General features: G+C 43.2%; 23 protein-coding genes. 4 read left to right on the forward strand and 19 right to left on the reverse strand.

Going from position 1 to position 25140, the window contains the following annotated elements; translation table 11 throughout:
• Window positions 1-36: 36 nt before the first annotated feature.
• Genes HF638_RS17210 through HF638_RS17235 form a run of 6 tightly spaced genes read right to left on the reverse strand, consistent with a single transcriptional unit; the run spans window position 37 to window position 8114 of the window.
• A complete protein-coding gene (locus tag HF638_RS17210) occupies window positions 37-1053 on the reverse strand; it encodes a glycosyltransferase family 2 protein (RefSeq protein WP_169481298.1) in 1017 nt (338 codons plus the stop codon).
• Window positions 1054-1080: 27 nt separating this feature from the next.
• A complete protein-coding gene (locus HF638_RS17215; protein ID WP_169481299.1) occupies window positions 1081-1680 on the reverse strand; it encodes a hypothetical protein in 600 nt (199 codons plus the stop codon).
• Window positions 1646-4066: a glycoside hydrolase family 2 protein gene (locus HF638_RS17220; RefSeq protein WP_169481300.1), complete on the reverse strand. Its 2421-nt coding sequence runs from the start codon at window positions 4064-4066 to the stop codon at window positions 1646-1648. Before HF638_RS17220 ends, HF638_RS17215 begins: the two co-directional genes overlap by 35 nt.
• A gap of 16 nt (window positions 4067-4082) precedes the next feature.
• Window positions 4083-4505, reverse strand: coding sequence for a hypothetical protein (locus HF638_RS17225; RefSeq protein ID WP_169481301.1), 423 nt, complete (start codon window positions 4503-4505; stop codon window positions 4083-4085).
• A gap of 5 nt (window positions 4506-4510) precedes the next feature.
• Complete coding sequence (locus tag HF638_RS17230; protein ID WP_169481302.1) at window positions 4511-7450, reverse strand: glycoside hydrolase family 3 protein; 2940 nt, start codon at window positions 7448-7450, stop codon at window positions 4511-4513.
• Between the two features lie 34 nt (window positions 7451-7484).
• Window positions 7485-8114 (reverse strand): hypothetical protein, encoded by a 630-nt coding sequence (locus tag HF638_RS17235; protein ID WP_169481303.1) that lies wholly within the window; start codon window positions 8112-8114, stop codon window positions 7485-7487.
• 242 nt (window positions 8115-8356) lie between these two features.
• Between HF638_RS17235 and HF638_RS17240 the strand changes: the two genes are divergently transcribed.
• Both HF638_RS17240 and HF638_RS17245 read left to right on the forward strand, forming a co-directional pair.
• Complete coding sequence (locus HF638_RS17240; RefSeq protein ID WP_169481304.1) at window positions 8357-9076, forward strand: LytR/AlgR family response regulator transcription factor; 720 nt, start codon at window positions 8357-8359, stop codon at window positions 9074-9076.
• A gap of 712 nt (window positions 9077-9788) precedes the next feature.
• The gene (locus HF638_RS17245; protein ID WP_169481305.1) at window positions 9789-10400 is read left to right on the forward strand and encodes an ATP-binding protein; all 612 of its coding nucleotides are present in this window, start codon (window positions 9789-9791) and stop codon (window positions 10398-10400) included.
• 119 nt (window positions 10401-10519) lie between these two features.
• Here HF638_RS17245 and HF638_RS17250 read toward each other — a convergent pair whose 3' ends face one another.
• The 7 genes from HF638_RS17250 to HF638_RS17280 all read right to left on the reverse strand — a co-directional run bounded on the left by HF638_RS17250 (window position 10520) and on the right by HF638_RS17280 (window position 15011).
• Window positions 10520-11662 (reverse strand): DUF4179 domain-containing protein, encoded by a 1143-nt coding sequence (locus HF638_RS17250; protein WP_169481306.1) that lies wholly within the window; start codon window positions 11660-11662, stop codon window positions 10520-10522.
• A complete protein-coding gene (locus HF638_RS17255; RefSeq protein WP_169481348.1) occupies window positions 11652-12182 on the reverse strand; it encodes a sigma-70 family RNA polymerase sigma factor in 531 nt (176 codons plus the stop codon). The genes HF638_RS17250 and HF638_RS17255 overlap by 11 nt, the downstream gene beginning before the upstream one ends.
• Before the next feature lie 197 nt (window positions 12183-12379).
• The gene (locus HF638_RS17260) at window positions 12380-12781 is read right to left on the reverse strand and encodes a hypothetical protein (protein WP_169481307.1); all 402 of its coding nucleotides are present in this window, start codon (window positions 12779-12781) and stop codon (window positions 12380-12382) included.
• Between the two features lie 36 nt (window positions 12782-12817).
• Window positions 12818-13144: a hypothetical protein gene (locus tag HF638_RS17265; RefSeq protein ID WP_169481308.1), complete on the reverse strand. Its 327-nt coding sequence runs from the start codon at window positions 13142-13144 to the stop codon at window positions 12818-12820.
• 14 nt (window positions 13145-13158) lie between these two features.
• Window positions 13159-13806 carry an SMI1/KNR4 family protein gene (locus HF638_RS17270; RefSeq protein WP_169481309.1) on the reverse strand — a complete coding sequence of 216 codons (648 nt, stop codon included), beginning with the start codon at window positions 13804-13806 and terminating at the stop codon, window positions 13159-13161.
• Between the two features lie 27 nt (window positions 13807-13833).
• Window positions 13834-14514 (reverse strand): hypothetical protein, encoded by a 681-nt coding sequence (locus HF638_RS17275; RefSeq protein WP_169481310.1) that lies wholly within the window; start codon window positions 14512-14514, stop codon window positions 13834-13836.
• A 29-nt stretch (window positions 14515-14543) separates the two neighbouring features.
• Window positions 14544-15011 (reverse strand): DUF6386 family protein, encoded by a 468-nt coding sequence (locus tag HF638_RS17280; RefSeq protein ID WP_248278182.1) that lies wholly within the window; start codon window positions 15009-15011, stop codon window positions 14544-14546.
• Window positions 15012-15193: 182 nt separating this feature from the next.
• Here HF638_RS17280 and HF638_RS17285 point away from each other — a divergent pair, with 182 nt between their 5' ends.
• On the forward strand, window positions 15194-15571 hold the full coding sequence (locus tag HF638_RS17285; protein ID WP_169481312.1) for a PilZ domain-containing protein: 378 nt from the start codon (window positions 15194-15196) through the stop codon (window positions 15569-15571).
• Between the two features lie 69 nt (window positions 15572-15640).
• On the opposite strand, the gene HF638_RS17290 is transcribed toward HF638_RS17285, so the two are convergent.
• Together HF638_RS17290 and HF638_RS17295 are read right to left on the reverse strand one after the other, a co-directional pair.
• Window positions 15641-16984, reverse strand: a complete 1344-nt coding sequence (locus HF638_RS17290) for a uracil/xanthine transporter (RefSeq protein WP_248278183.1) — start codon at window positions 16982-16984, stop codon at window positions 15641-15643.
• A 50-nt stretch (window positions 16985-17034) separates the two neighbouring features.
• Window positions 17035-17619 carry an ankyrin repeat domain-containing protein gene (locus HF638_RS17295; RefSeq protein WP_169481313.1) on the reverse strand — a complete coding sequence of 195 codons (585 nt, stop codon included), beginning with the start codon at window positions 17617-17619 and terminating at the stop codon, window positions 17035-17037.
• A gap of 183 nt (window positions 17620-17802) precedes the next feature.
• On the opposite strand from HF638_RS17295, the gene HF638_RS17300 reads away from it, so the two are divergent.
• On the forward strand, window positions 17803-18708 hold the full coding sequence (locus HF638_RS17300; RefSeq protein ID WP_169481314.1) for a LysR family transcriptional regulator: 906 nt from the start codon (window positions 17803-17805) through the stop codon (window positions 18706-18708).
• A 72-nt stretch (window positions 18709-18780) separates the two neighbouring features.
• Here the strand turns inward: HF638_RS17300 and HF638_RS17305 are convergent, their stop codons facing one another.
• From HF638_RS17305 to HF638_RS17320, 4 genes are all read right to left on the reverse strand, one after another.
• Window positions 18781-20691, reverse strand: coding sequence for a beta-glucoside-specific PTS transporter subunit IIABC (locus HF638_RS17305; RefSeq protein WP_169481315.1), 1911 nt, complete (start codon window positions 20689-20691; stop codon window positions 18781-18783).
• Window positions 20692-20819: 128 nt separating this feature from the next.
• Window positions 20820-21671 (reverse strand): BglG family transcription antiterminator LicT, encoded by an 852-nt coding sequence (gene licT / locus HF638_RS17310; RefSeq protein ID WP_145323608.1) that lies wholly within the window; start codon window positions 21669-21671, stop codon window positions 20820-20822.
• Between the two features lie 233 nt (window positions 21672-21904).
• Complete coding sequence (locus tag HF638_RS17315; protein ID WP_169481316.1) at window positions 21905-23329, reverse strand: glycoside hydrolase family 1 protein; 1425 nt, start codon at window positions 23327-23329, stop codon at window positions 21905-21907.
• Between the two features lie 192 nt (window positions 23330-23521).
• Window positions 23522-24979: a glycoside hydrolase family 1 protein gene (locus tag HF638_RS17320; protein WP_169481317.1), complete on the reverse strand. Its 1458-nt coding sequence runs from the start codon at window positions 24977-24979 to the stop codon at window positions 23522-23524.
• Window positions 24980-25140: the final 161 nt, after the last annotated feature.

Consider the following 25140-nt stretch of genomic DNA (forward strand, 5'->3'; position numbering starts at 1 on the left):
CACAGGTTTGAAGATGATAAACGTTGTATTATACTTTCAATTAAATCCCACAATCTTCTGTGATAATTTATAGGCAGCTACTGACATGGTGCGACCCAAATGACCCGGCATATTCATCAATCTTCCCATGGCTCCATACCGGATACTATTGTATAATTCAATATCTTTATCCTTCATGTACTTCCACAGTTCTTTTTTCGTTTTTAGATTTTCCTTCTTTCCTGAACGAATCAATAATATGGTAGAGATCACGGTTATTATTTCGAGATGGTTCAGCATATATTGACGAAGTTTCAGGCTTTTAATTTCTTCCATATTGATCTGATCGATCATGAGTTTATTTACTTTCAGCTGTTGGTCAATTCGTTCAATCATCACTTTTTCGTTGACGGATTGATCTTCTCTTCCAATGAAATAGCGGTAGAAATTGACATTTACATAATAGATGCGCTCCACTTTTTCCAGCGGTTGAAACACAAACAGATTATCCACATAAAATGTATGCTCTGGAAGTTTCAATTTGCATTCTTTCAATAGACTCGTGCGATAAATAATCGAGTGCATCAAGATATACTGACCTTTGCGAAAGGGTTTAATATCATCCCATGAGAAAATGCATCCTTCAGGAAAGTTTTTTCCGTACTCCATCACCTTTTTGTACTTTTTCCCTGTTTTCTCATAGACAAAATTACTTACAACCATGTCGACTGTTTTATCTTCCGCTACCAGCGTTTTTAGTGTTGCAAGTATTTCTTTGAAGGCACTCGGATCAATCCAATCATCACTGTCAACAACCTTTAAGAATAATCCAGTAGCAAAACTAATACCTGTATTGACCGCTCCACCGTGGCCTAAATTTTCTTGGTGTACGACTCTTACAATGGATGGATACTTCGCCTCATACTGATCTGCAATCCTTTGGGTACTATCGCTAGATCCATCGTTAACAATAATGACCTCAAGTTCTTCATCGTCAATTAGCAAGCTATCTATACACCGATCCATGTAATCCTGCGAGTTAAAACACGGTATTACGAAAGATAATAGTTTCATAACAAACCTCTTCTTAGTATCTTGTATTTATCCTATTGTTATCTTGTTTTTCTTCTCTTTAAATATGATTTTCAATATCGGGAAATATACCCAGAATGAAATGGCGGCATTAATAATCATGGTGATCAGATCCGCCGTTGTCTCACCCGATCTTCCAAATCGTTCGATAAAGAAGCTGTAGATCGGTTCCTTATACCACCCCTGAAGGGCTCCTGCACAAATGGTAATCAAAATATAAGCTACAAGATACCAAAACGCCGCTTTATAAATGTTCCCTTTGGATCGGAAGGTGATATTGCGTTGTGCAAAGAAATTAATGATCTGAGCAATAGCCAAGGTTAATTGGACAGCAATGAAGTAAGCTAGACCTCCACCTCCACCCGATGCAATTGAACCCGCTGGATAATTGAAAATATAGTAAACTGATCCGTCAAAATTATGACCTAGCGGAAAAAGTTGAAAAGTATAGGCTTCCATACTGCTTCCACTAAACATGGCCTTTAACACAGGCATAAGGACCATCTGAAAAACGGTGATGCCATTACTCAAGATTAGAAACATTAAAAATTCGGCTAACTTGGGATGCCTATCTCTATAATTGTTCCAGCGCAACCTGATTGCTTGCATACCGATCACTTCCTTCTAATTTCACGTTAAAGCTTAATTGGATAGGTTCAGTCTGATTGGAGGTGATGGTCAATATTCCCTCGCCAGCTGTTCCGTGTGTCTTGATATACGTACCACACATACCGCCCTCTGCGACGACACAGTCTGGTCCTACGATTTCTATCGCGCCTTCCGCTTTTAGAAATAAAGGTAAATGAGAGTAGGTTGCATTATTGTTATTGGCATCTACTACTCGAATACGAACTGACGCCATATCATACGTGTCAGCTTCGACTAATCCCGCAGCACTAACGGTGGTTTCCACATGAATACTCGCGTTAGATGATTTCACAACCTCTGCGACAACCTTTCCTTTTTTCACAGCTTCAAAACGATAGACAGGCGCTGAAGCTCCCCAATTCTCGATGTACTTGAAAAACAAACGATAGAAGGTGATCGGCGATACAAGGTGACGACACATGACCCATACTGCTTTAAAAATATACTTTACAGGTAATGCAGTCCCAAAGCGCTGGATAGCTAATAGGCTTTCTTTGATGGCATCTGCTTTCTTACGGGAATACTTCTCTCCTTCTTCAATCACGTTTCCTACGGTGTCATAGAATTCGATCGGTGGATGTGGTAAATAACGATACTTTTGGTTAACCGGTTCAAACTCCCGGATCATAATGTCATTCTTATACAGCCGGACTTGGTCCGCATTCGTGAAGATATAGTTTTCACCAACAGCGCCACCAGGGTAATCTCCGATATGCATATCTGAACCCACTTCCAGAACAGGAGCATCTTCTGAGAAACTGGCGTAGACTCTGGCAGCAAGCTTCGGGTTACGAAACATGTCCATCACGCCGTGATAACAAATGCGATCCCCAGATCCAAAATCACCATGAGTTTGATAATCAAACATACACCAGCCAAAAGAGCCTGCAATGTCTTCTCTTTTATACACTTCATTCAAGACATTGGCGTAACGCATAGCATGAGAAAGACGGCGAGAAGGCTCATCTGTTGCTTTTGTTGGGAACATATGACCATTAAATTCGGAGATCAAATACGCTTTGTTTTTACTCGGTGAAATCAACCACCTAGGTAGTAGCGCACCGTTCTTTCCAGTATGAGAAAAATCATTAAACCCATAGACATCTTCTAACAGATTACTTCTCCACAGGAAGCGAACTCCACTGGTCTGTCTGCTATGATCCAAACGGCGAGCGATTTCGTTGGTCTTTGTATATAGAACGTCATCATCTTGCGACTCATTCAATCGAACCCCCCACAGAATAATGGACGGGTGATTACGATACTGCAGAATCATTTCTTCCACATTTTCACAAACGATTTGTTTCCATTCTTCATCGTCTTTGATATGTTGCCAACCTGGTGTTTCGGTAAACACGAGCAAGCCTAAACGATCACATGCATCTAGAAAATACTTGGACTGAGGGTAGTGCGAGGTGCGAACTGCGTTAACATGTAGTTCTTCCTTTAATATTCGTGCATCCTCCACCTGCATTGACGCAGGCATGGCATAACCTACATACGGATAACTCTGGTGGCGATTCAGCCCGCGAATCTTATATTTTTCACCATTCAAATAAAATCCATCATAGCGAAAATCAATTTGGCGGAATCCGAAAAACACATTATATTCGTCGATTATTTCTCCATTATGCTTTTTAAGTGTTGCTGTCAACGAGTAAAGATAAGGAGTCTCCGGACTCCACACGTTGCTATCAGGAACATTAATCCTGCATTCTTTAAGTTCTGCCCCTGTTACATTCAGGGTTGTATGGGCAACTATCGTTTGCTGTTGATCTAACAAGCTTAATTCCACAACGTGTGTTGAATCAGGATGACTAATGGTAACGTCGATCAGTGCTTGGTTTTTCTCCGGTGTTCGAACAAAAACATCTTCTACATAACTTTCATTAGCAACTAACAACCATGCTTCACGATAGAGTCCACCGTAAGTCATGTAATCAATGACATGACCAAATGGCGGTACATTTGCATCTTCTCGTGTATTCAGACGAACGACAATTCGGTTCTCAGCTCCGTACACCAGTTTATCCGTTACTTCTACTCGAAAAGCAGTGTATCCGCCATTGTGAGTTGTTAGCTGCTCGCCATTGACAAATACTTCTGCTACGTGAGCGGCCCCGTCAAACTGAAGAAACAAACGCTGACCTTTCAGTGAATCCGGAACGATCAGATGACGTCTATAACCACAGATCATCTGACAAGCGCTCTCTTCCATGTAGTGTACAGGGACTTCTTTACAAGTATGGGGCAGCCTTACGGCTGTCCCCTCACCTGTAAAGTTGAAAAATTCATCAGTAATATTCTCTACAAAACTCCATCCATCACAGATACTAATTTTTCTCATTTATGTTTCTCCGCTTTCATTTTGAAGTATGAACCGTATGGTTTAACCCTTCGGACTTGGATTGTTTCATAAAACAAGAGATCAGTGCTGCAATGGTTCCAATCGCAAAGGCAATACCAAAGACCAGAACAGCTTGAGGATTCCCTCCAATAAAGTTAACTCCGTTCACAACATCTGATAATGTCGGGAACCCTAAATAGAAATGCATGGATAATGCCACTCCAAAAGAAACGGCTGGTAGAATAGGGGCAAAGAAATAGTTTTTAAGCAAAACCAGCAATTCTCCTAATACGCCAGCAATAATTAAACCAAAGGTGATGAAGGAAAAGGTGCGATCACCATGATTAACAATGAGAAACACAATGTTAGCTACCAGCATCAAACTTGCAGCCATAAATCCGATCCAAAAACCCAGTGTTCTGTCTTTAAATAAGACCATTTAGGTTAAACCCCCTTTATCCTTCTTGCATAGCCAGTTCTAATGAACAGGATTAAACTCAACAGCGTTAATGCACCAAGTGCATAATTTGTAACTTTCAAAAATGTTTGCCACCATGGTACAAAATCTTCTACTTCGGTTTCGGCGGATAGACCATTAATCAAAGTAGAATTAGCTAAGGAATAATAGAAGCCTTTATTCGCTCTTCTTAACTCCTGCAATACGTAACCATCCTTGTTACTTGCAAGGTATTTGTGAATTTCACTGGCACGGGCAGTATCCGCATTAAACGTATCTGTTCCAGCAACAAGTGATTCCACAGTTGGGATATTCGGGTTACCCTTAACTGAATCTGTAATCGTAACCCCTTTGAAGCCCCATTCATTTCTAAGCACTTGTGTCAGTGTTGCATGATCTGCATAGGCCAATCGTGCACCAATTCGCGAAAATGACATCATCGTACCAAGCGCTTCTCCTTTGGTGAAGGCACCCTCAAATGCTTTCAAAGGACCTTGACGATAGGATTGTTCAGTTGCAAATGTAGCTAACTCGCTTCTATTCGTCTCTTGATCATTGGCAACAAAGTGTTTAATGGCAGCGGTTAACCCCTTCGCTTGCATTGCTTCTGTCTGAACTGCACCCATGATATAGCTCAGAATGCTATCTTCAGAATAATATTCAAAGTTACGTCCACTAAACGGAGTCCGGTGTAGATTGGCTCCTGGTGACCACAGCTGTGTCGTTCCACTGAACAAGGCATCCTCTGCGATAAAATCACCACGTTCTGCTATGAGCTGTTGGTTCCATGTTGATGCTGCTACAATTTGACTAACATGTGCCGTAGACGGTTGACCATTATTAAATAAATAATTGGATTGGGCGCCTGAAGGTCCATCTGTATTTTTGTTGGCAGGTTTATTAATGGACTTCACAGCTGGTTGTCCAAAATTCTCCCCGATCGTTGCACTCAGCTCAGCAACTGTTAATTGACTCAAAAACGTATTCCATTTTTCATCATCATCAAACGGAACGTCCTTCATATCAACCAGTTTCAGCCCTGCATCTACACCTTGGGCAAAACTATCATATGCTGGGGCATCACTAGGCTTTTGATATTTTTCGTTATACAATACTTCTTTTAATTTATCGGTAGCCTCAACATCGGTGTATGCTTTAGGGTACGTGCCCCAGTCATTACGCGTTAAATACGTAACTGCATTTTCAGCGAAGTAATTATAATCAATATCTTCATATTGATTGGAAACCACTTCATCTGTTTGTTGAGATTTTGCGTAGGTCACGTTGTCCAAAGTTTCTAACGGTACAGAGACTGCTTTATTTGCATCTCCATCTACCACTGAACCATCAGCCAATAACAGCTTGCCTGCTACTGCTGCACCTTGCTTATTCGCCATCACATTATTGAGAGCGTCATGACTATCATTACCAATTGCAAAATAGTAGTCCCCTGGATCAAAGACATAGCTACCCTTCTTGCTGGGATCAGCCCCATTTTCAGCGTTCTCGTCATAGGTTGCAAATAAATAGTCATCAATGGTAACAGTGACATCTTCAGATTCACCTGCAGCCAGTTCACTCGTTTTCCCGAATCCAACTAACTGAATTGCCGATTTCTCTGCTTGCCCTTCTTCATATGGAAGTTGAGCATAGACCTGTACGACTGATTTGGACTTTCCTGTATAAGCTGATTCCTGAGGATAGCCCTCATTCGTCACCTTAACCTGAGCCGTTACTGTTTTGGCATTTCTGTCCCATTCAACCGAAGTTAACTGCTGAGTGAAATTAGCATAGCTCGTTCCATAACCAAATGGATATACCATTTCGTCAGCATAGCTCCAGCGTTCTAGATTAACAAAAGCACCTGCGCTGCTGTCCGCATTATTCAAACCCAAGACAGCATCGTGATATCTTGTTTCGTAGTACTTGTATCCTTGATAGATTCCCTCTGCCTGGATGATATAATGACCATTATCATTTGAATATTGAAAATCGCCTGCATTTCTTACCGCTGGTGCAGACAAGGAATCTGCTGCAAAGGTATCCACGAGTCTACCTGAAGGATCAGCCGCACCTACTAATACATTAGATACACCTGTAAAGCCTTTAAGACCCGGATTTCCGATCCACAGGGCAGCGTCGACTCCGTACTCCTGTTCTTCAAGCCAACCTAGTTCCATCGCATATGCACTATTGATAAGAACAACAATCTTCGAAAATTTTCCGCTATCCTTGATCATTTTCAATAGATCTTTTTCTGTGTTATGAAGTGCCAAGTAAGACATACCGTCTCTGTCGGTTGTCGCTAAGTCTTTACCTTCACCACCATCACGGGACAACATGACAATAGCCACATCATTGAAATTGTCTTGGTATGTTGCTTGCAAGTCACTGGTATAGAAGTTTTTGTCGACTTCACCAATGAACCAATCCGGAGATGCTTTTGCTCTAGCCACATCACTGTTCTTGTAAGCATCCAACAACTTGTCATTAATGGTGAATCCAGCTTCCTTCAAAGCGTTGTATAAATTAACCTGACGTTTCTCATCCATACCGGGTCCACCAGAGTTCCCGCTAAATACCGGATCTGCCGTCGCCCGACCAAACAAGGTAACACTACGTTCTTCAGCACGTAACGGCAGAGAGGATTGGTTATTTTTTAAGAGAACCGTTCCTTCTTCCATCGTTTGCACGTCATGTTTATCTGAATCAACTAACATCTCTGCTAGGCCCTGATCAGATAACTCATATTTGCTTTTATAATACATGGAGCTCTCATCAGCTTGGATCACAGGCGGAGTGATTTTAAGAAAAACATTCACTTGACCACTCCAACTCATTAGCAACTCCGTCATGAATAAACTAAAGGCTAAAAGGAATGCTGAAAGCGCGGTCAATCCGCGCCATAATTTTTTTTTGCTTTTCAATGCAGCTACCTCCTACAGAGTCCATTTATTTAACTTAATGTGTTGCTTCTGCGCTCTCTTTAAGTACCGTATAATCGAAGCTTGCTCTTGCAGGGTCAACAATGATAGAAGTTGCCGGGAATGATACAGATTCAAGGTACTGCTCTGCTGTTAAGGCTGCTCCTTCTCCACCAGCTGCTTGCCCCATTTCATCCGTCCATGCAAGTGTATTCAAATAGCCAATTGGGTTTGCACCTGCCGAGTATGAACTATTCACCATCACGGATGTAGGTTGGGATAATTCAAGTGTACGTAGCCCATCTTCGTCTTTTACCGTTACTGTCCCATAATATTTAGTGATGTCCGCTCCTCTAGGTACAACATCGTATTCGCCGCTATCTTCAAATAGCAAAGCTCCCGAAAAAGAAGTACCTGTGGATGTTAAGATGTACGTATTATCTGCAAATGTCTCAATGGATTGAACGCCGAAAGTGGCTCTTTTGAACGTATGTTCTGGGTAAGCACTTGTGAATGCAACATTAGTCGTAGACGCATAATACCCTGTAGGGTTATTGGATGCACCCGACTTTTCTCCATCTGTTCCACTTCCGCAAGCTGTTAATGCAACCAACATCATAACCATACAAATTGCTGTGAAGGCTGTTTTTGCTGTTCTTTTCCCCATGTTGCTATCCCCTTTTAATCAAGTATTTGTATACGCTTTCTCAAGCGCATATTCATTGTATGGGGTAACGCCGGTTGTTTGTGGTATTTGGCATAAACTCAAAGAATTAACGAAAATTCACGATTGGTTTTTTAGTTTATGAGGTTTTTTTTTAGTTTGCGCTGAGTTTTGGGTTGTATTATTGACAAAGAGATGCTTGCTTTCTATAGTGAACATACATTAGAGATAAAACTGAGGGGTGAATGATGATTATCAAAATCGCTATTGTAGAGGATGATATCAATCAAGCGCGTTTGTTAGAAAGTCATCTGACGAACTATAGTGCTGAAAAAGGACTTTCCTTCAATATTGTGCATTTCTCTCAAGCTGTTGCACTATTAGAGAATTACGAGTCCAATTTTGATATCATCTTTATGGATATTCAATTACCGTATATGAACGGAATGGATGCTGCGCGTAGTATCAGATTACTTGATAAAAAAGTAATTCTTATCTTCATCACCAATCTTACCCAATATGCTATTCAAGGATATGAAGTGGAAGCGCTTGATTATATGTTAAAGCCGGTGGAGTACTTTGATTTTGCCTTGAAAATGTCACGGGCCATGCAAAGGCTTAACGATAATCCCAAAGATGAAATACTTATCCCTTCGGACAAAGGAATGCTCAAAGTTTCTCCCAAAAGCATCCGCTATGTTGAAACGGAAGGGCATCATGTCATTTATCACTCGGTAGAAAATAGCTTCCGGCAGTATGCCACGATCTCATCTATCGAAAAAAAAATGCACGGGTATGATTTCTTCAGATGCAATAATTGTTACTTGGTCAATCTGGCGTATGTGCAAAGAGTACATGGATACACTGTTACATTAGATGGAGGCGTTGAGCTGCGGATCAGTCAGCCCAGAAAAAAAGCCTTTGTTAATAAACTAATGGAATATGTGAGAGAAAAAGATGAATAGTATGATTTCTGATTTTTTGGTTGTCTACTCCAAACAGATTATCATTCGATCGGCTAGTTTGATTGAATTTGTGTTTTGTATTTTCATTTTGACGCTGCCTTATCAAAAATCAAAAGGGTTTTGGTTAAAACTATGTATCATGGCTAACTTGGCGATTCCACTTCTATTGTTGGTATCTTATATGAATTATCATTATCCCTATCTATTTCCTGGAGTCATAAGTACTGTTGTCTATCTTTTCGTTTTGAGTGCTTTATGCTTACTATTTAAGGAAAACTTTTCAGAACTATTGTTTTGTCTCTGTGGCGGAATTGCGATCCAGATGATTGTAGGTCGGTTCTATGAAATATTCATTATTGTATTCAAACAAAATCCGTATGAAACACTTTCCCCCTTCAAGGAAATGGTTCCGTTACGGGATTGGTTAGTGTACTCCTTGACACATTGTATTTTTAGTATTTCCCTCGCTTTACTTTTTCGTCGAAACAAAGTCTATGAACACGATAGAAGTAACAAGGTTTTAATTGTTATTTTTTCATTGATCTTTATTTTCGTCACTGTAATCATTAACTCGTTAAGTCGTTCCTTCGAGGGTGAAAATAGTATCTTGGATTTCATCATTCGAATTTTTTCAATTCTGTATGCTTTACTTACGTTATTATTTCGCACAAGAATATTAGAAACCAGCAAACTAAAACAGGATTTATTAATCATGGATGAACTACTCTATGTGGAGAAAAAACAGTTTGATAATATGCGAAGTGAAATAGAACTGATTAATATGAAATGTCACGATCTCCGTCAACAATTGTCAAATATCAGTTATAAACTGACACATCAAGAACTCGAGTCATTGAATGCTGCTATTGAAGTCTATGATACATCGTTGAAAACCGGTAGTGATATCCTCGACGTAATTCTCTATAAAAAGCAGCTTTATTGTGAAAAAAATCAGATTCGAATGAGTTGCATGGCTGATGGCCGATGTTTATCATTTATTTCACCCACTCATCTATACTCCCTCTTAAGCAATGGAATAGAAAATGCACTGGAGGCTGTCCAATCCGTAACCCATGATAAGAAGCGAACGATCTCTATTGCAATTGGAAATGAAAGCGGTATCACATCTATTCATATCACCAACTACTTTAATAGTGACCTGATTATTAGAGATGATGTGATACAAACGAATAAGAAAAACACAGATCGTCATGGCTTTGGTATTAAGAGCATGCGTCATATTACGGAACAATACAACGGAACTTTAACGTTTCACACGGACGAAGATATTTTTTATCTTCATATTTATTTCCCTAGATACTAAACAGCAAAAAAACGATCAAGGTACCGAAAGTACTTTGATCGTTTGGCATGAAAACCTGACTAAAAACCTCGGCTAATACACCACCCAATTCGAATAAGAGTTATTCCAAGTAGTTCATCTTATTTGATTTTGATCCCCAGTTCATCATTCTTGGCTTCCTGTAAATCATCATAGACCTTATCTGGTTTGCCACGAAGTTTTAATATCATCGACTTCGGATTGTCCAACAGATTGCTGCTGAAAGAATACATCATTCCGTCTTCCGTTCCGCTCCCGCCTACCATGGATAACTTGGTCTGTTTCCCGTTTTTAGTGGTAGTTACAATCTCAAGAGGCTGAACGACTTCACTGATCGACAACTTCGTTTTGTAATCGATCTCTTGCTCCGGCTCAAAAACAATTCTAACCTGAGTCACAAGCGGTGATAATTCCACTTCGGACAACTTGACCTCATAACCCCCAACGGTAAAAGTACGATTAACGTTGATGATTTCCGTTTTGGGGATAGAGAACTTGGGATCCAGTGCAAAAGAAAGATTCATTTTTTTTGAATATTTATATTTTCGTTCCTTTTCCCCTTTTTCTGAATTTCCCACCACATCTGGAACAACGGAAGAAAGCTGGAATTGAAGATTCACTTGCTCAGGCAGTGGTTTATTTCGATTACGCTCAATTGTATTCCGGCCATAAATGGTATGTTTATCATTCGAAAAATGCATACCTCCTATATTTCCGTTATCAAGGACATAACCTGTTTTTGCATCCGTCATCTTGGTATTGACTATCGAATAAATCTCTTGCGAAGCATCCGTTCTGGCGGTATACAATACGGTTATCCTGTTCTCATCCGCCATAACCGCGTTCACGGTAAACTGATATATTCCTGATGTCACCGTCTGATCCACGAGTTGCACATAACCATTATTGAGCGTTGAAGTAATCGTTGCACGGTCCATATCCGAAGTTGCCAACTCACGAAAGGGTTCAAGTACTCCCCAGTGGGTTACAGGCTCAGTATGTGTTGCTGGTTGTTGCCCATAGCTCCCAAGTGGGCCCATAAGAAACCAACCTGCAGCCAGGACCGTGACCAGCACTGCCGCGATCCATTGGACACGAACGGTCCTACCTGATCTTCTTGTTCTGGCCTTCGCGAGACCACGTTGAATGGCAGCAGTCGTATCCGCCTTATTCCATTGCTGTTTCTCTCTTTTCACCTGATATGCATCTGCAAGAAGTGCTTTCTCCTCCGGGTTAGTGGTCATTCCAATCCCTCCTGTTCTTCATCAGCTTGCGCAACTGCTGGAGCCCCTTGTGCTGCCAGGTCTTGATCGTACCTTCCGGTTTGCCGAGGATCGAAGCGATATCCGTCAATGTCATGTCGTTATAATATTTCAGCAATAATACATGGCGATATTTCGGTTTCACCTTTTGCAAAAGAGATTCCATAGCGATTCGATTATCATCAACGCTAATCATCCAAGATGCCGGAATGCTGTCCTCCAGATCTTCCTTCGCCAGAGGTGTCGCCCGCTTGCGCCGCCTCTGCTCATCGATGCAGATATAGATCAGAATCCGAATGATCCACGACTTGAACGCCTTCTCATTGTTCAGCGTACGACGCTTGATCCAAGCCCGGCACGTCATCTCCTGTACCGCTTCCAGCGCATCTTGCCGGTTACGCAGATAACTGTAGGCAATGCTAATGAGCGTATCTTGATGTTCCATAATGGATTGCACAAATTCCGTCTCATCTTCGGTCTGTACATATATCCTCTGGTTCATCTCTGCTTTTGTTTCCACCCCGCATCCCTCCTTCTCTCTCTTTCTGTGGTATAAGACGGGTGAGTGAAGCAAACGGTTTTTAATATTAATTCATCAAAAAAAGCTCCGCCATCATCATGAGGGAGCTTGATTACATAGCACTTCGGCCGCCGGTATACTGATTACCTACACGCATGAACAATCCAAGATCATCTAACTTACAGATTACCCGTTACTTCGATCCCATCAGCCAATTGCAGATGCTTTCTCACCCAAGCCGTGAACTGATTCAAAAACATCCGTAATTCTGGCTCTGCAACCACCTGTTGATCCAACTCTGATAAAATCCCCACCCACACTTCCTTTGTAATCGGATTCTCCCAGCAGGAATCAAGTGCCTTCAGCTCTTCTCCAGTTCGCGGGTCAGTTAATGGAAAGGCGCGATCTAATGCAGGACGAATGTAGTCAAAGTCTTCATGATATATGAACAGCATGTTTTCCATCTCTACTTCGACCGATTCTTGTATGTATAAAGGGGATAACACGAAACCTACATTCCGCTGTGGACCCTGATACTGATATATGAGCGCAGGAATTGTTCTCTTTGATTTTTTAGCCATATATGCTCCTCCTGTTTCAGGCAAATCTCCTACCGATCAGAGCTCAAACCAGATTAAATCGCTGTCAAATTGTCTGGTTTCTCGCTCCATCTGTTGCATCCAGCTCCGCGCCTCTTCACCCCAGATATGAAACAAACAGTAGATATACGACTCCCCATCCACAATCTCTTCTAACCCGGAAGCCTCTTCTATCCACACCTCAAGGGCTCTAGGCCAGGAAGGATCTTCACGTTTCAATACAAATCCGTTGGGTTGGTGTTCCAAACTATACACTTCGGTAAATTTTAATGAACTTGCCAAACGCTTCACAACTTCAGGTAAAATCGCAGGCTGCGTTGTTCTGATCCCATATTCCCAGCCCATATGTACAACCTCCTTCAGACTTCGTTCGCTCCAGATAATTGCTTTTGTTCATGCATTTGATGGATCGAACGATCCAACCATAATTCATACCAGTCCAGAAAATGTAGTCGATTCGTATTGCCACCATAGTGATCGGGGTGAATTCCAGTTTGGTTCGCCCGATCATCAATCCAGATCTCTCCGTAGGAAGTACCCTTCACGATCAGGTTGATTGAAATTCCGCAGCCGTAATCACTGATGCGCAGCATGCCTGCCGACCATTTCGGATCAAGATATTCATGTTCCAGCGCTTCCCATTCCTCTTCTTCTTTACTGTCATCGAACCAGTCATAGTTCCAGTTCCATGCTCCCGTGAATTGAAAAGGGTCCGAGATCGCATTCAGCTCATCATCATAACCAAGCACAGCATATACGCCGTCATCCGGGTTCTCCAGACCATAATAAGGTCCTGCACCACCCGTTCCCATATGAAGAAGCCATGCCTTATACTCCTCCGGCAACTTAATTTGCCATTTCTGTTCAAATTGCGTGATATCCTCCTGCGTCCACACAGGCTCCAATTCATATTCATGGTTTTCTGCACCAAACAGGTCCAAATCCGGGTCCAGACTTCGGAGAGTGATCAACTTTTCACGCATACGTTCCAGTTGTACATTGTGCATGGCCTACTTTCCTCCTTTGCTACTCCATTACGTTTGTTCCACGGGGTACCCGCGTTGCTGCAACTCATCCAGTGCTGCTGCCACATCTCGTTCAGGGCACAACTGCTTGATCAGACTGGCAGTCACCGGTTTTTCTTCATATACTTCAGCTACGGCTTCCAAAGGCAGATCCAGCAAGTCGTAGTACCCTTTTGCCCAATCAACGTAATCGTCCGAGTTCTTCTCTATATATCCAAGTAAAAATTCTGCACCACCTCTGGCGTCCGCTTCGTCTTCCTCGGCCATCGCCTGCTGAATCCAGTTACCAACCTTCCACTGCAAGTCGTCCCCTTCCTGCCACAGGCAAAAGGTCACATCCTCCATATCCAACGTTTCCTCATGATCTCGCAGTACAGCCATCAACGTCTTAGGCACTTCATCGTACATGCCTGGGTAGATCTCACCATCCTCACGAGCATGCGGGCTCAAAGGTGACTCATGATCAAATCCCTTGATCAACGTGCCTGAGTTCGTAAACAAGACATGCAGATGATCACTTGCGCCGTTATTGATGCTTCCCCATGCCACACCTGGCTGAAGTTCAGCTTCATAATGATGCACGCGTAACCATTCTTCCTCCGAAAAGATGATATCCAATGCAGCAAGTATTCTCATCCGTTTACGCAGGGTATCTGCATTCATCATGGTTGTGTCGTTCCAATCCTGCATATGAAATGCCTCCTGTTCACATATGTACACTACATCCGAATTAATTCATCCAAGGTGTTATTTCCCTGTATACTTGGTGTCATGACAATCGCGATCCGACTGGCTTCTCTGGAGACGATACACGCATAATTTCCGGGCTTTAACTGAAACAGAACCCCTTCACACGTCTCATCCGGCTCCAATTCACCGCCACTGACATCATCTGCTGCTCCTAGATAGACGTTGCCCGACGGAACTTGCAAATGATACACTTTTCCAAGTTCTGCTACACGTCCTGGATCTACATCTACCTCTACATCCTCCAGGCTCCATTCCACCTCATACACTCCATCCGCACCCAAGTTAAGGAACAGACAATGGCCTGCATTCACCTCAGCCAGCTCGTCCGCCGGAATGGACCACCAATCCGAAGTATCCTGGGCACGATGCTTTAACGCCGCCAGATCATACAAGCACATTGTTGCCGTATCTGTAACCATTTGAAATGTCCCTCGCATATTCAACCGTCCCTTCTGTCTGATTCAGGTCTGAGCTCAGAAATATATTCCATCATTATATCAAGCCGGGTACACGTGTAAAAGGAACCCATGGACCATCTCTGCTTTCGCAACTCTTCATTTATCGCTCCAAACGGTCGATATAAGCATAACTGACTTTTTTGAACCTGATGGAGGAAGCCATGTCAATTAACAATAGAAAAGAACCCTTTCGCTACACATTGAAGGAACCGATCAGCTTTGAGATCTATATTCTCAGTATCAATGGAGTCAATGCACCACCCAAGCCCATTCAGGCCGAGCTGTGTGATATCAGTCGATCCGGCTGTCAACTGTCATTTCCGCTGTCCCTTCCTGTAGAGAATAACGATATTCGAATTGGAATGAATATGTTGCTCTTTGAAGACCCTCTATATATGGAAGGTACTCTCCGCTGGGGTCACGAAAAAAATACCTCATGGCACTATGGTGTTCAACTCGAAATGCAGGATGGAAACCAGGACCGTCTCTCCCGAGAGATGCGAATGCTTGCAGGACAAGGAAAAATTATTGTGAAATAGTGGAATAGCCTGATAACAAAACAAAAAAAACAGCCCAAGCGAATTGGACTGTTGCATTATTTAGACTCTTTATGCCGCTTTACTAGCTGTCACTGGTTGTTCCATTTTGGACCAGTTCACTGTTTTTTCAAGTAATAATGATACCAACACTCCCATCACGAGACCATTGCTTATAATGGGAATGAGATACATGGGCAACGTTTGAAAGGCTTCTGCAGGAATGTTCATTACAGCAACTCCAGTAAGTACCGGCAACGCTACACGATAGATCGTTTTCGAATTAAACGTCGTACCTTCAAGCGTTCTTAATGCCGTGCCGAACATCTGCAGATAGGCCACGAACAGAACAGCACTTCCGACGCTTGGTGGTATTTGTGCAAAAAAGGCTGTAACCGAAGGTGTAAGACCCATCATACATAACATACCCGCTCCAATAATAAAGGCAGCACGGCGCAGAATGCGAGTGCTCTCTAGGAACCCGATTGAAGATGCAAATAAACCAAAGGGCAGCACACCCACACAGGCTGACAGCATCGTGAACAGACCCGTTAGCGCGTATGAGCGCCGATATTGACGGCTTGTCGTCTCTGCCCGATATAGCTTCTCGACTGTGCTTAAGGTGGTGATCGAATTCGTCATATTAACCAGTCCCACAAAGAAAGCAGTAATGACGATGCCCGGTTCCCATCTGGGTGCTCCCCATGGAAACAGCGTGAGGCCTGTTGTTGTCTGATTCGGCTGTCCACTATGCTGTCCAGGGAACAATAGACTATAAGCGATCCAGCCTGCCACAATGCCAATCAAGATTGCGTAGTTCCCCAGTTTCCCCCTGCCCTTCAATTGAATCCATGCCACCAGAAATGCAATGACAACGGATAATGCGGCGACAGGCAGATCGAAGCGGCCAAACTCCGTATATCCAATCATACCTTTAAAAAAATTCATGGTTAATTGAATCGTCATCAGAAATAGCATGGCACTCTTCACCATAGGTGTGAACAGCTTTTGCAGCACTCGCGCTGCCCCCAGCCAGCCCAGAATCATCATTGTCAGTCCCGCTAACAGAAAACCTGCAGCCAGCCCACCACCAATACGCTCCAGACTCATACCGGCCGATGAAGCAGATACCGTCAAGCTTAGTGTTAATCCCCACCATAATCCTGACGGACCATCCATGACCGCATATCGGTGACCGAATACAGCTTGAAGAATACACACTGCTCCGGTAAGTATAAATGCGTGCTGCATCGAGGCAGCGATCGCATCCGGGGACAGCTGAAAATTATGTCCAATCGATAACGGAACAACAACGGTATTGGTAAACAGAAAGAAAAACCACTGTATGCCCGCCAAAATCAGTGAAGATATGTCCTTCATATTCTTTTGTGAAAACTGCTCTAGATGTCTGTTCATTCGTTAGGAATATCCTTTCACTGTTCTGTATCATAAATGTATAAGTCGCTTCAGACTTGGGTTAATAGTCGTTCCATTTCGGTATATTGATGCTTGCGCGCATGTGCAAGCGGTGTAATCCCGTCCCGATCCGCGATCTTTGGATCTGCACCATATCGCAAAAGCAAAGCGACAATTTCCTGATGACGTACTCCACCATCTCCCAGAATGACCGCTTCCAGCAACGCTGTCCAACCCAGATTGTTAATATGATTCACATCCACATCGCTGCGTGTCAGCAGCAGCTCGACGATGTTCACATGGCCACGATCCGCTGCAGGAATAAGGGCTGTACCGCCGAAACGATTGGTTAACCTTGTATCTGCACCTGCTGTAATCGCCAATTCCACCATGTCATACATTCCCTCTGCACTCGCGTATAACAGCGGGTTATCCAATCGGGCATCCTGAAGGTTAATGTCCGCTCCGGCGTCAACCAGCATTCTTGCCGTGTCTATCTTGTTACCATGTACTGCAGCCATCAGAGCTGTTCTCCCTGATGCATCCTGTTCATTCAATCGGCTACCCTGTGCAATAAATCGAATGACCTCATCGGTATGCCCTGCGTGAGCGGCATCATGTATTGTTCTAACCAAGTTGCTTCATCCTCCAATTCAAGGTCTTTCTCGTGCAGTAATATTCATATAGAAACCGTGCCCTGTTAGTCAGGTATGCAAATCTAATGTATGGTAACATAAGATCGTAGTATATTAAAAATACATGTTTTGTTGGCTTTCCATACGAATTACATATACATTGCAGGCAAAGGAGACAATCACTTGGATATCAAACAATGTCGCTATTTCATTGCCATTGCCGAGGAGAAACAGATTACAGCGGCTGCTCGAAGACTGCACATGGCTCAACCACCTTTAAGCCAGCAGCTTAAGCTAATGGAGGAAGAGCTTGGCGTAATTTTGTTTGAACGCAAAGGGCGCATGATGGAACTAACGCAGGCGGGTCGCAGCTTCTATGATTATGCGGTTACCTTGACCAAGTATATGGAGGAAGCTGTAATGGAGATGCAAAGTTTCCGTCACGGCATACGGGGTAAACTTACCATCGGCATCAATACCATATCGGATCGCCTGATCCCGCAAGCACTTCAGCAGTTCCGCACAACCCACCCACAGGTTACCTATAAAATTCAGCAAAATGAATCTGCGCAATTATGCCGATTACTGGAAGATGGCAAAGTTGAACTCGCCTGTGTACGCATGCCTGTCCAGACCGAACGCTATGAGGTGCTGCACCTGCCCCAGGAGCCCCTTTTCTATATTTCTTCAACACCGTTGGATAGCCCGAAGGAGATGGTTCTAGGGGCGGAGATAGGGACTTATTTTGAGCAGCTTACGGGTATTCCTCTGCTGCTTCCAAGTACAGAAGGACTCGGTATGTTTGAGCTGATTCTGGACAAGTTCCGGGAGAATCAGGTCACGCCCTCCATCATGGGCGAGTGCTCTGACATTAATATGTTGCTGGAGCTGGTCCGACTCGGCTTCTCCAGTTCAATCGTGCCTCACACGGTGCTGCAGCTATATCAAGATCATCCTTTCCACGTATACCGCATTCAAGATCAGCATTCCACGGTTGGCTCGGCGCTAGTCTGGCTGCAGAACCGATATCTGTCCAAGCCTGCACAACACTTTGTGCAATTGGTTCAGGGGATGCTTCCCGTGGTCTAAAAATTTATAAGCAAAAAAAACAGCAGCTTTACCGGATTACATTCCGGTAAAGCTGCTGTTTCGTTCTTATGATTAAACTTTAGCTGTGAACAACAAGTCTTTTTCTTTGATCGTAGTGCGACCAGCAGACTCAATGGACTCATATTGATGCATGTTCGTAATAATGACTGGTGTAATCGTTGTGTAACCGGCTTTTTCGATCTGTTCCCGGTCGAACTCCATCAGTACATCACCTACGGCAACCTTCGCACCTGCTTGAACTTTAGGAGAGAAGAACTGACCTTTCAGCTTCACGGTATCAATCCCGATATGAATCAACATCTCTGCGCCTGTATCACTTACCAGACCAATGGCATGTCCACTCTTCGATAACGAGAACACAGTTCCGTTGATCGGAGAAACAACGCGGCCTTCAGTTGGTTGAATCGCGAATCCTTTACCCATAATCTCTTCAGAGAATGCAGGGTCTGGCACTTCGCTCAGCGGTTTAACTTCACCAGTGATCGGGCTGAATACTTGCTCATCTTGTGCTTTTACTTCTTCAGTTACAGTAGAAGCAGAAGTTGTTGCTGGTGTTACAGGCTCAGCTGCTGGTGCAGCTACTGGCTCCGATGCATTTTCTTCTTGGAAGCCCAAGAAATACGTAATGATCGCTGCTGCTACGATGGCAATCAAACCACCAACCAGAGCATAAATCAATGTGCTAATTGCTGGACTGACAAATGCCGCAATACTCGGCAGACCCGCAAGTCCTGTAATAACATACGATTTAACATTGAAGATCCCCATAAATGCACCAGCAATTGCACCCCCGCTGAGAGCTGCGATAAATGGTTTTTTAAACTTCATGTTGATACCATACATCGCTGGTTCCGTGATCCCCATAATAGCCGTAAGACCTGTGGAGTAAGCAAGCGATTTGGTTTTAGCATTTTTCGATCTGAGACCCACACCAAATGCTGCACCACCTTGTGCCAAGTTAGCTGCAAACATCAGTGGAATAATAAAGTCGTAACCCAGTGTTGTCATTGAACCTACAACGATTGGCAACAACGCATAGTGCATACCTGTAATGATCAGCAGTGACATCGTACCACCAATCAGAATACTTGCGAAGATGGACATGTTGTCGAACAACCACGAGATACCACCAGACAAACCATTACCAAGAACAGTACCGAGTGGTCCAACCGTCATCAACGTCAGTGGAACCATAATTAACAGGGTAACTGTTGGAACAATGAGTAACTTAAGTGAAGCATGTATAACACGATCAACGGCTTTCTCCACATATGAAGCAATCCAAACGGCCAGAACAATCGGAATAACGGTAGAAGAATACGTTGCCGCTATGACTGTAATCCCCATAAACGATGAGTTGTGACCATCGGCCAGCAATGCTGTAATGGTCGGGTGCATAATGCCGGCAGCAAGCGCCGCAGCAATATACATATTACTACCCAGTTTACGTGCAGCACTAATCGCCAGAATGATTGGCAGGAAGTAGAATGCACCGTCACCGATTGCAGACAAAATGATGTAGGTCGAGCTGGTATCGGACAACCATCCAACTGCGACAAGGATAGCCACGATCCCTTTGATCATACCTGCACCCGTAATCGCAGGCAGGATTGGTGTAAACATACCTGAGATAAAGTCGAACAGCGCACTTATTGGATTTCTCTTTTTCTTTTCTCCAGTTGAAGCGCTTGATGATGCATTATCTGCGTTTGGGGATTTGGACATGTTGCCAACTAATGCGTTATACACGATAGGTACATCGTTACCGATGATAACCTGGAACTGTCCACCGTTCTCCATGACACCCATAACGCCTGGTGTATTTTTCAGCGTCGCTTTGTCCGCTTTTTTGTTGTCATTCAGGTTAAATCTGAGTCTTGTCATACAGTGTGTAACTTGATCGATGTTCTCTTCGCCACCAACAAGTTTCAAAATATCCTTGGACAATTGTTGTGTATCCATTGTGTTTTGCTCCTTTTATGTGTAATGAAGGTTAAAAAAAAACCTAAACACTGAATAATGACAAAGCAGATAAGCTTATCATTATTCAACGTTTAGGTTTTGCCTTTTTAGCAGTAACAATCCCAAATTTATTCGATTGTTTGTTCATTTCTGACAACTCGTTCAATATGAATCGTCAGATACAATATCTCTTCCTTGGACAACACCCGATTATAGATCTTACGAGTATAGTCACTGATCCTTACTGCACATGCATGTGCTTCCGGATACTGCTTGCTCACCAAGTCATGAAGCGGATTATCTTCTTCTTTATCTTCAATCGCCATTCCTTGCAACACACGTTGGGCAAAGAACTTCAGATGAGTTAAAAATCGATAATAACTCAATGAATCTTCATCAAGCTCGATTACAAAACTACGTCTTACAATGTTAAGTATGTCCTTAACGATATTCGTAATGCTGATGGTTTCCCTCATCTCACCGTTCATCTGGGCATTAACCAGATGCATCGCAATGAATGCGCATTCGTCTTCGGGAAGCAGGACACCTAACGTTTCCTCAATAATCTGTAGCGCCTTGAGTCCAATGGCATATTCCTTCCGGTACATGCGCTTGATCTCCCAAAACAGTGCGTTACGGATCTGCAATCCTTGACGATGTCGATCAATGGCAAAATGAATATGATCCGTCAGTGAAATGTAGATGCTTTCATGCAGCTTCTCACCTAACACCGTCTCGGCATAACGGATAATCTCATCCGAGCACTCGACATATTCAACCGGGATATCAGACAGAAGTGTTTTGAGTTTCTGTGATACTTCCTTACTTTCAAGCGAGAATATTTTTTCGACGAGACTCTCGTCTATCGATTCACCAGTATGCTTTTTGAAGGCAATTCCACGTCCCATAACGACCAGTTCGTTTCCTCCCGGATCAATTACGGTAACTACGTTGTTGTTCAGCACCTTCTCAATTTTCATTTCTTCACATCACCTTGCACCGTCAAAGTAGTAAAAGGCAAAACCAAAGCAGGTCACGAAATATGCCCTGCTTCTGGTTTTGCCTGATTGAACAGTAACAATCCAGTATTCATTAGCCTTAGGCCCATCTTACCATATAATTATCCATATGACAATGTTTTTGTGAAAGCGGTTAATGTGCGTTAATGTGACATAAGAAGGTACTTGTACAACTATGCTTGAAGAACTAGTATTTACTCGTTGTTGTTCTTAAGACTTGCGCCATTCGTACCAATAACTTCTTTGTACCAGTGGAATGATTTTTTCTTGTAACGATCCAGTGTTCCTGAACCATCATTGTTGCGGTCTACATAGATGAAGCCATAACGTTTCTTCATCTCTGCTGTTGAAGCACTTACCAGGTCAATACAGCCCCATGACGTATAACCCATCACTTCTACGCCATCCTCAAGAGCTTCACCCACCTGTACCAGATGGTCATTCAAGTATTGAATACGGTAATCATCGTTCACCGTTTTATTGCCATTTTCGTCGGTAATCAGCTCATCCACTGCACCCAGACCATTTTCGACAATAAACAATGGTTTTTGATAACGGTCCCAGTATTTATTCAAGGTTACGCGCAGTCCTTGCGGATCGATCTGCCAGCCCCACTCACTCGCTTTGAGATAAGGGTTTTGTACACCTGCGAACAGGTTTCCTTTTCCTTCGATACGTTTCTCGGGATCACCTGTCTCACAGATACTTACATAGTAACTGAACGAGATAAAGTCTACGGTATGCTTCAGAATTTCAGCATCGCCATCTTCAAACTTAATATTGATATTATTCGCTTTGAAATAACGATTAATGTATTTCGGATAGTAACCACGTGCATGGATATCAGCAAAGATATCATTGCGCTGTTCAGCATGCATCGCTGCAACCACATCATCCGGATTCGGAGTCAGCGGATACGTAGGCATGCTCAGTACCATACAGCCGATTTTGGCTTCAGGCATAATTTCATGTCCCAGTTTAACAGCCAAGGCACTAGCTACCAATTCATGATGAATCGCTTGGTACAGATCCTGTTTGGACAGTTCTGCTTTTGGCGTGTAGATTCCACCGCTCATGAATGGCTCTTCCAGAATAGAGTTAATTTCGTTGAACGTCAGCCAGTATTTTACTTTGCCTTTGAAACGATTAAACAGCACTGTTACATAGCGCTCGTAGAAATCGATCATTTTACGGTTAACCCAGCCATCATACGTTTTGGACAAATGCAGCGGTGTCTCATAGTGAGAGATCGTTACGAGTGGTTCAATGCCGTATTTGTGGCACTCATCGAACAGGTCATCATAAAATTGCAGACCTTTCTCATTCGGCTCCAATTCATCGCCTTTAGGGAAGATACGGGACCAAGCGATGGATGTACGGAATACTTTGAAGCCCATTTCAGCAAACAGTTTAACATCCTCTTTGTAGCGGTTGTAGAAATCGATACCGATCAGTTTCAGGTTATCTTCTGTAGGTGCTTCCGTTCTAGGCGTTGTAATCCCGTGTGGCATTACGTCTTGGACAGACAGGCCTTTGCCATCTGTATTATAAGCTCCTTCAAGTTGGTTGGCTGCTACAGCGCCGCCCCATAGGAAATCCTTCGGAAATGGTGTTGTCATGTCAATCATTCCTCTCTAATTAACGGTATTTTCATTCTTTGTCTAAACGCATTACTCTATCCTTTGCCGACAGGAAAAAGCGGACAATCTCCAACTAAAAGGGCCATCAGGAATATTAGATTCCTTCCATGCCAACTTTCGTGTTAGGTTTTGCCCGCTTTTTATGCGGTAACAATCCTGGAAAGGAGAGAACTACAGTTGCTCACCATTGCTGGAGATTACGTTTTTGTACCAGTCGAATGAATCTTTTTTGGAACGTTTGAGTGTTCCGTTACCTTCGTCATCCAGATCCACGTAGATGAAACCATAACGTTTGGACATTTCGGAAGTGGACATGCTCACAAGGTCAATCGGGCCCCATGCTGTAAATCCAATCAGATCCACACCGTCTTTGATCGCTTCTTTCATTTGTTCGATGTGTTTTTTCAGGTAATCCACACGATAGGAGTCATGGATCGAACCGTCTTCTTCAACACGGTCATATGCACCCAGACCATTTTCTACGATGAACAATGGTTTCTGGTAACGATCCCAGAAGTTGTTCAGCGTTACGCGCAGACCGATCGGATCAATCTCCCAGCCCCAGTCGGACGCTTCCAGATAAGGGTTTTTCACGCCGCCAGTCAGGTTACCCGATGTTTCTTCCTTGTCTGCGGATGCAGATTTGGTTACGGACATGTAGTAACTGAAGGAGATGAAATCAACGGTATTGTTCAGCAAGATCTCATCATCGCCTGCTTCTTTTTGAATAACGATGTCGTTTTCTTCAAAATAACGAGCCATGTAGTTCGGGTATTTACCACGAGCATGCATGTCCGTGAAGAAGAGGTTAATCTGATTCTCGTGTTGAGCCAGACGAACATCTACCGGATTACATGTTGCCGCATAAGTTTCCATACGAGCAAGCATACAACCCACTTGGGAACCAGGCATAATCTCGTGAGCAAGCTTCGTTACCAATGCACTTGCTACAAATTGGTGATGCAGTGCTTGATAAGTGGTTTGCAGCTTGTTGTCCACTTTATCGATCAGAATGCCGCCGCCAGTGTACGGGCTGAACAGCATTACGTTAATTTCATTAAACGTCAGCCAGTATTTCACTTTATTTTTATAACGGTTGAACACCGTTTCTGCATATCGAACATAGTGCTGGATTACTTCACGGCCAGCCCAGCCGTTATATTTTTGCGTCAAGCCAAGCGGTGTCTCATAGTGAGACAATGTAACGAGCGGCTCGATGCCATATTTCAACAATTCGTCGAATACTTCATCGTAGAATTTCAAGCCTGCTTCATTCGGCTCTTGATCATAACCGTTCGGGAAAATACGTGCCCAGTGAATGGACAAACGGAATACTTTGAAGCCCATTTCAGCAAACAATGCAATATCTTCTCTAAAGTGATGGTAGAAATCGATACCAAAACGTTTCGGGAAACGTTCTTCGATTTTGCCGGAGAGGATCTCTTCAATTCGGGAAGAGGAAATTTCCATGGCATGTCCGCCTGTACGCTTCTCTTTTGGAACATGAGCGATCATGTCCGCTGTGGAGAGGCCTTTGCCGTCCTTATCGAATGCACCCTCCAATTGATTGGCAGCTGTAGCGCCGCCCCATAGGAAGTTTTCGGGGAATCCTTTTTTTGCCGTGGTCATGAACAACAACCTCTTTTCGAAATTTATTTTGGTTTTTCCAGGTTAAAAACTGTAATTCAGAGCAGAAAACAAGAAAAACCTAAACTCAAGGTAAAATAGCACCAAAAAAAGGGGCCTTCATTTCACCATCAGTTTAGGTTTTGCCTGTCTTCACAGTTACA

The organism is Paenibacillus sp. SZ31 (assembly GCF_012912005.1).
Taxonomy (GTDB): Bacteria; Bacillota; Bacilli; order Paenibacillales; family Paenibacillaceae; genus Paenibacillus.

Bases quoted from the DNA above. Each gene is read 5' to 3' on its own strand.
- HF638_RS17255 (WP_169481348.1), bottom strand. From the start codon at position 12,182: ATGAACCAGAGGATATATGTACAGACCGAAGATGAGACGGAATTTGTG.
- HF638_RS17225 (WP_169481301.1), bottom strand. From the start codon at position 4,505: ATGGTCTTATTTAAAGACAGAACACTGGGTTTTTGGATCGGATTTATG.
- HF638_RS17290 (WP_248278183.1), bottom strand. From the start codon at position 16,984: ATGAACAGACATCTAGAGCAGTTTTCACAAAAGAATATGAAGGACATA.
- HF638_RS17280 (WP_248278182.1), bottom strand. From the start codon at position 15,011: ATGCGAGGGACATTTCAAATGGTTACAGATACGGCAACAATGTGCTTG.
- HF638_RS17285 (WP_169481312.1), top strand. From the start codon at position 15,194: ATGTCAATTAACAATAGAAAAGAACCCTTTCGCTACACATTGAAGGAA.
- HF638_RS17320 (WP_169481317.1), bottom strand. From the start codon at position 24,979: ATGACCACGGCAAAAAAAGGATTCCCCGAAAACTTCCTATGGGGCGGC.
- HF638_RS17260 (WP_169481307.1), bottom strand. From the start codon at position 12,781: ATGGCTAAAAAATCAAAGAGAACAATTCCTGCGCTCATATATCAGTAT.
- HF638_RS17245 (WP_169481305.1), top strand. From the start codon at position 9,789: ATGGATGAACTACTCTATGTGGAGAAAAAACAGTTTGATAATATGCGA.
- HF638_RS17235 (WP_169481303.1), bottom strand. From the start codon at position 8,114: ATGGGGAAAAGAACAGCAAAAACAGCCTTCACAGCAATTTGTATGGTT.
- HF638_RS17210 (WP_169481298.1), bottom strand. From the start codon at position 1,053: ATGAAACTATTATCTTTCGTAATACCGTGTTTTAACTCGCAGGATTAC.
- HF638_RS17275 (WP_169481310.1), bottom strand. From the start codon at position 14,514: ATGCAGGATTGGAACGACACAACCATGATGAATGCAGATACCCTGCGT.
- HF638_RS17265 (WP_169481308.1), bottom strand. From the start codon at position 13,144: ATGGGCTGGGAATATGGGATCAGAACAACGCAGCCTGCGATTTTACCT.
- HF638_RS17305 (WP_169481315.1), bottom strand. From the start codon at position 20,691: ATGGATACACAACAATTGTCCAAGGATATTTTGAAACTTGTTGGTGGC.
- HF638_RS17215 (WP_169481299.1), bottom strand. From the start codon at position 1,680: ATGCAAGCAATCAGGTTGCGCTGGAACAATTATAGAGATAGGCATCCC.
- HF638_RS17270 (WP_169481309.1), bottom strand. From the start codon at position 13,806: ATGCACAATGTACAACTGGAACGTATGCGTGAAAAGTTGATCACTCTC.
- licT (WP_145323608.1), bottom strand. From the start codon at position 21,671: ATGAAAATTGAGAAGGTGCTGAACAACAACGTAGTTACCGTAATTGAT.
- HF638_RS17315 (WP_169481316.1), bottom strand. From the start codon at position 23,329: ATGACAACACCATTTCCGAAGGATTTCCTATGGGGCGGCGCTGTAGCA.
- HF638_RS17240 (WP_169481304.1), top strand. From the start codon at position 8,357: ATGATGATTATCAAAATCGCTATTGTAGAGGATGATATCAATCAAGCG.
- HF638_RS17220 (WP_169481300.1), bottom strand. From the start codon at position 4,066: ATGAGAAAAATTAGTATCTGTGATGGATGGAGTTTTGTAGAGAATATT.
- HF638_RS17250 (WP_169481306.1), bottom strand. From the start codon at position 11,662: ATGACCACTAACCCGGAGGAGAAAGCACTTCTTGCAGATGCATATCAG.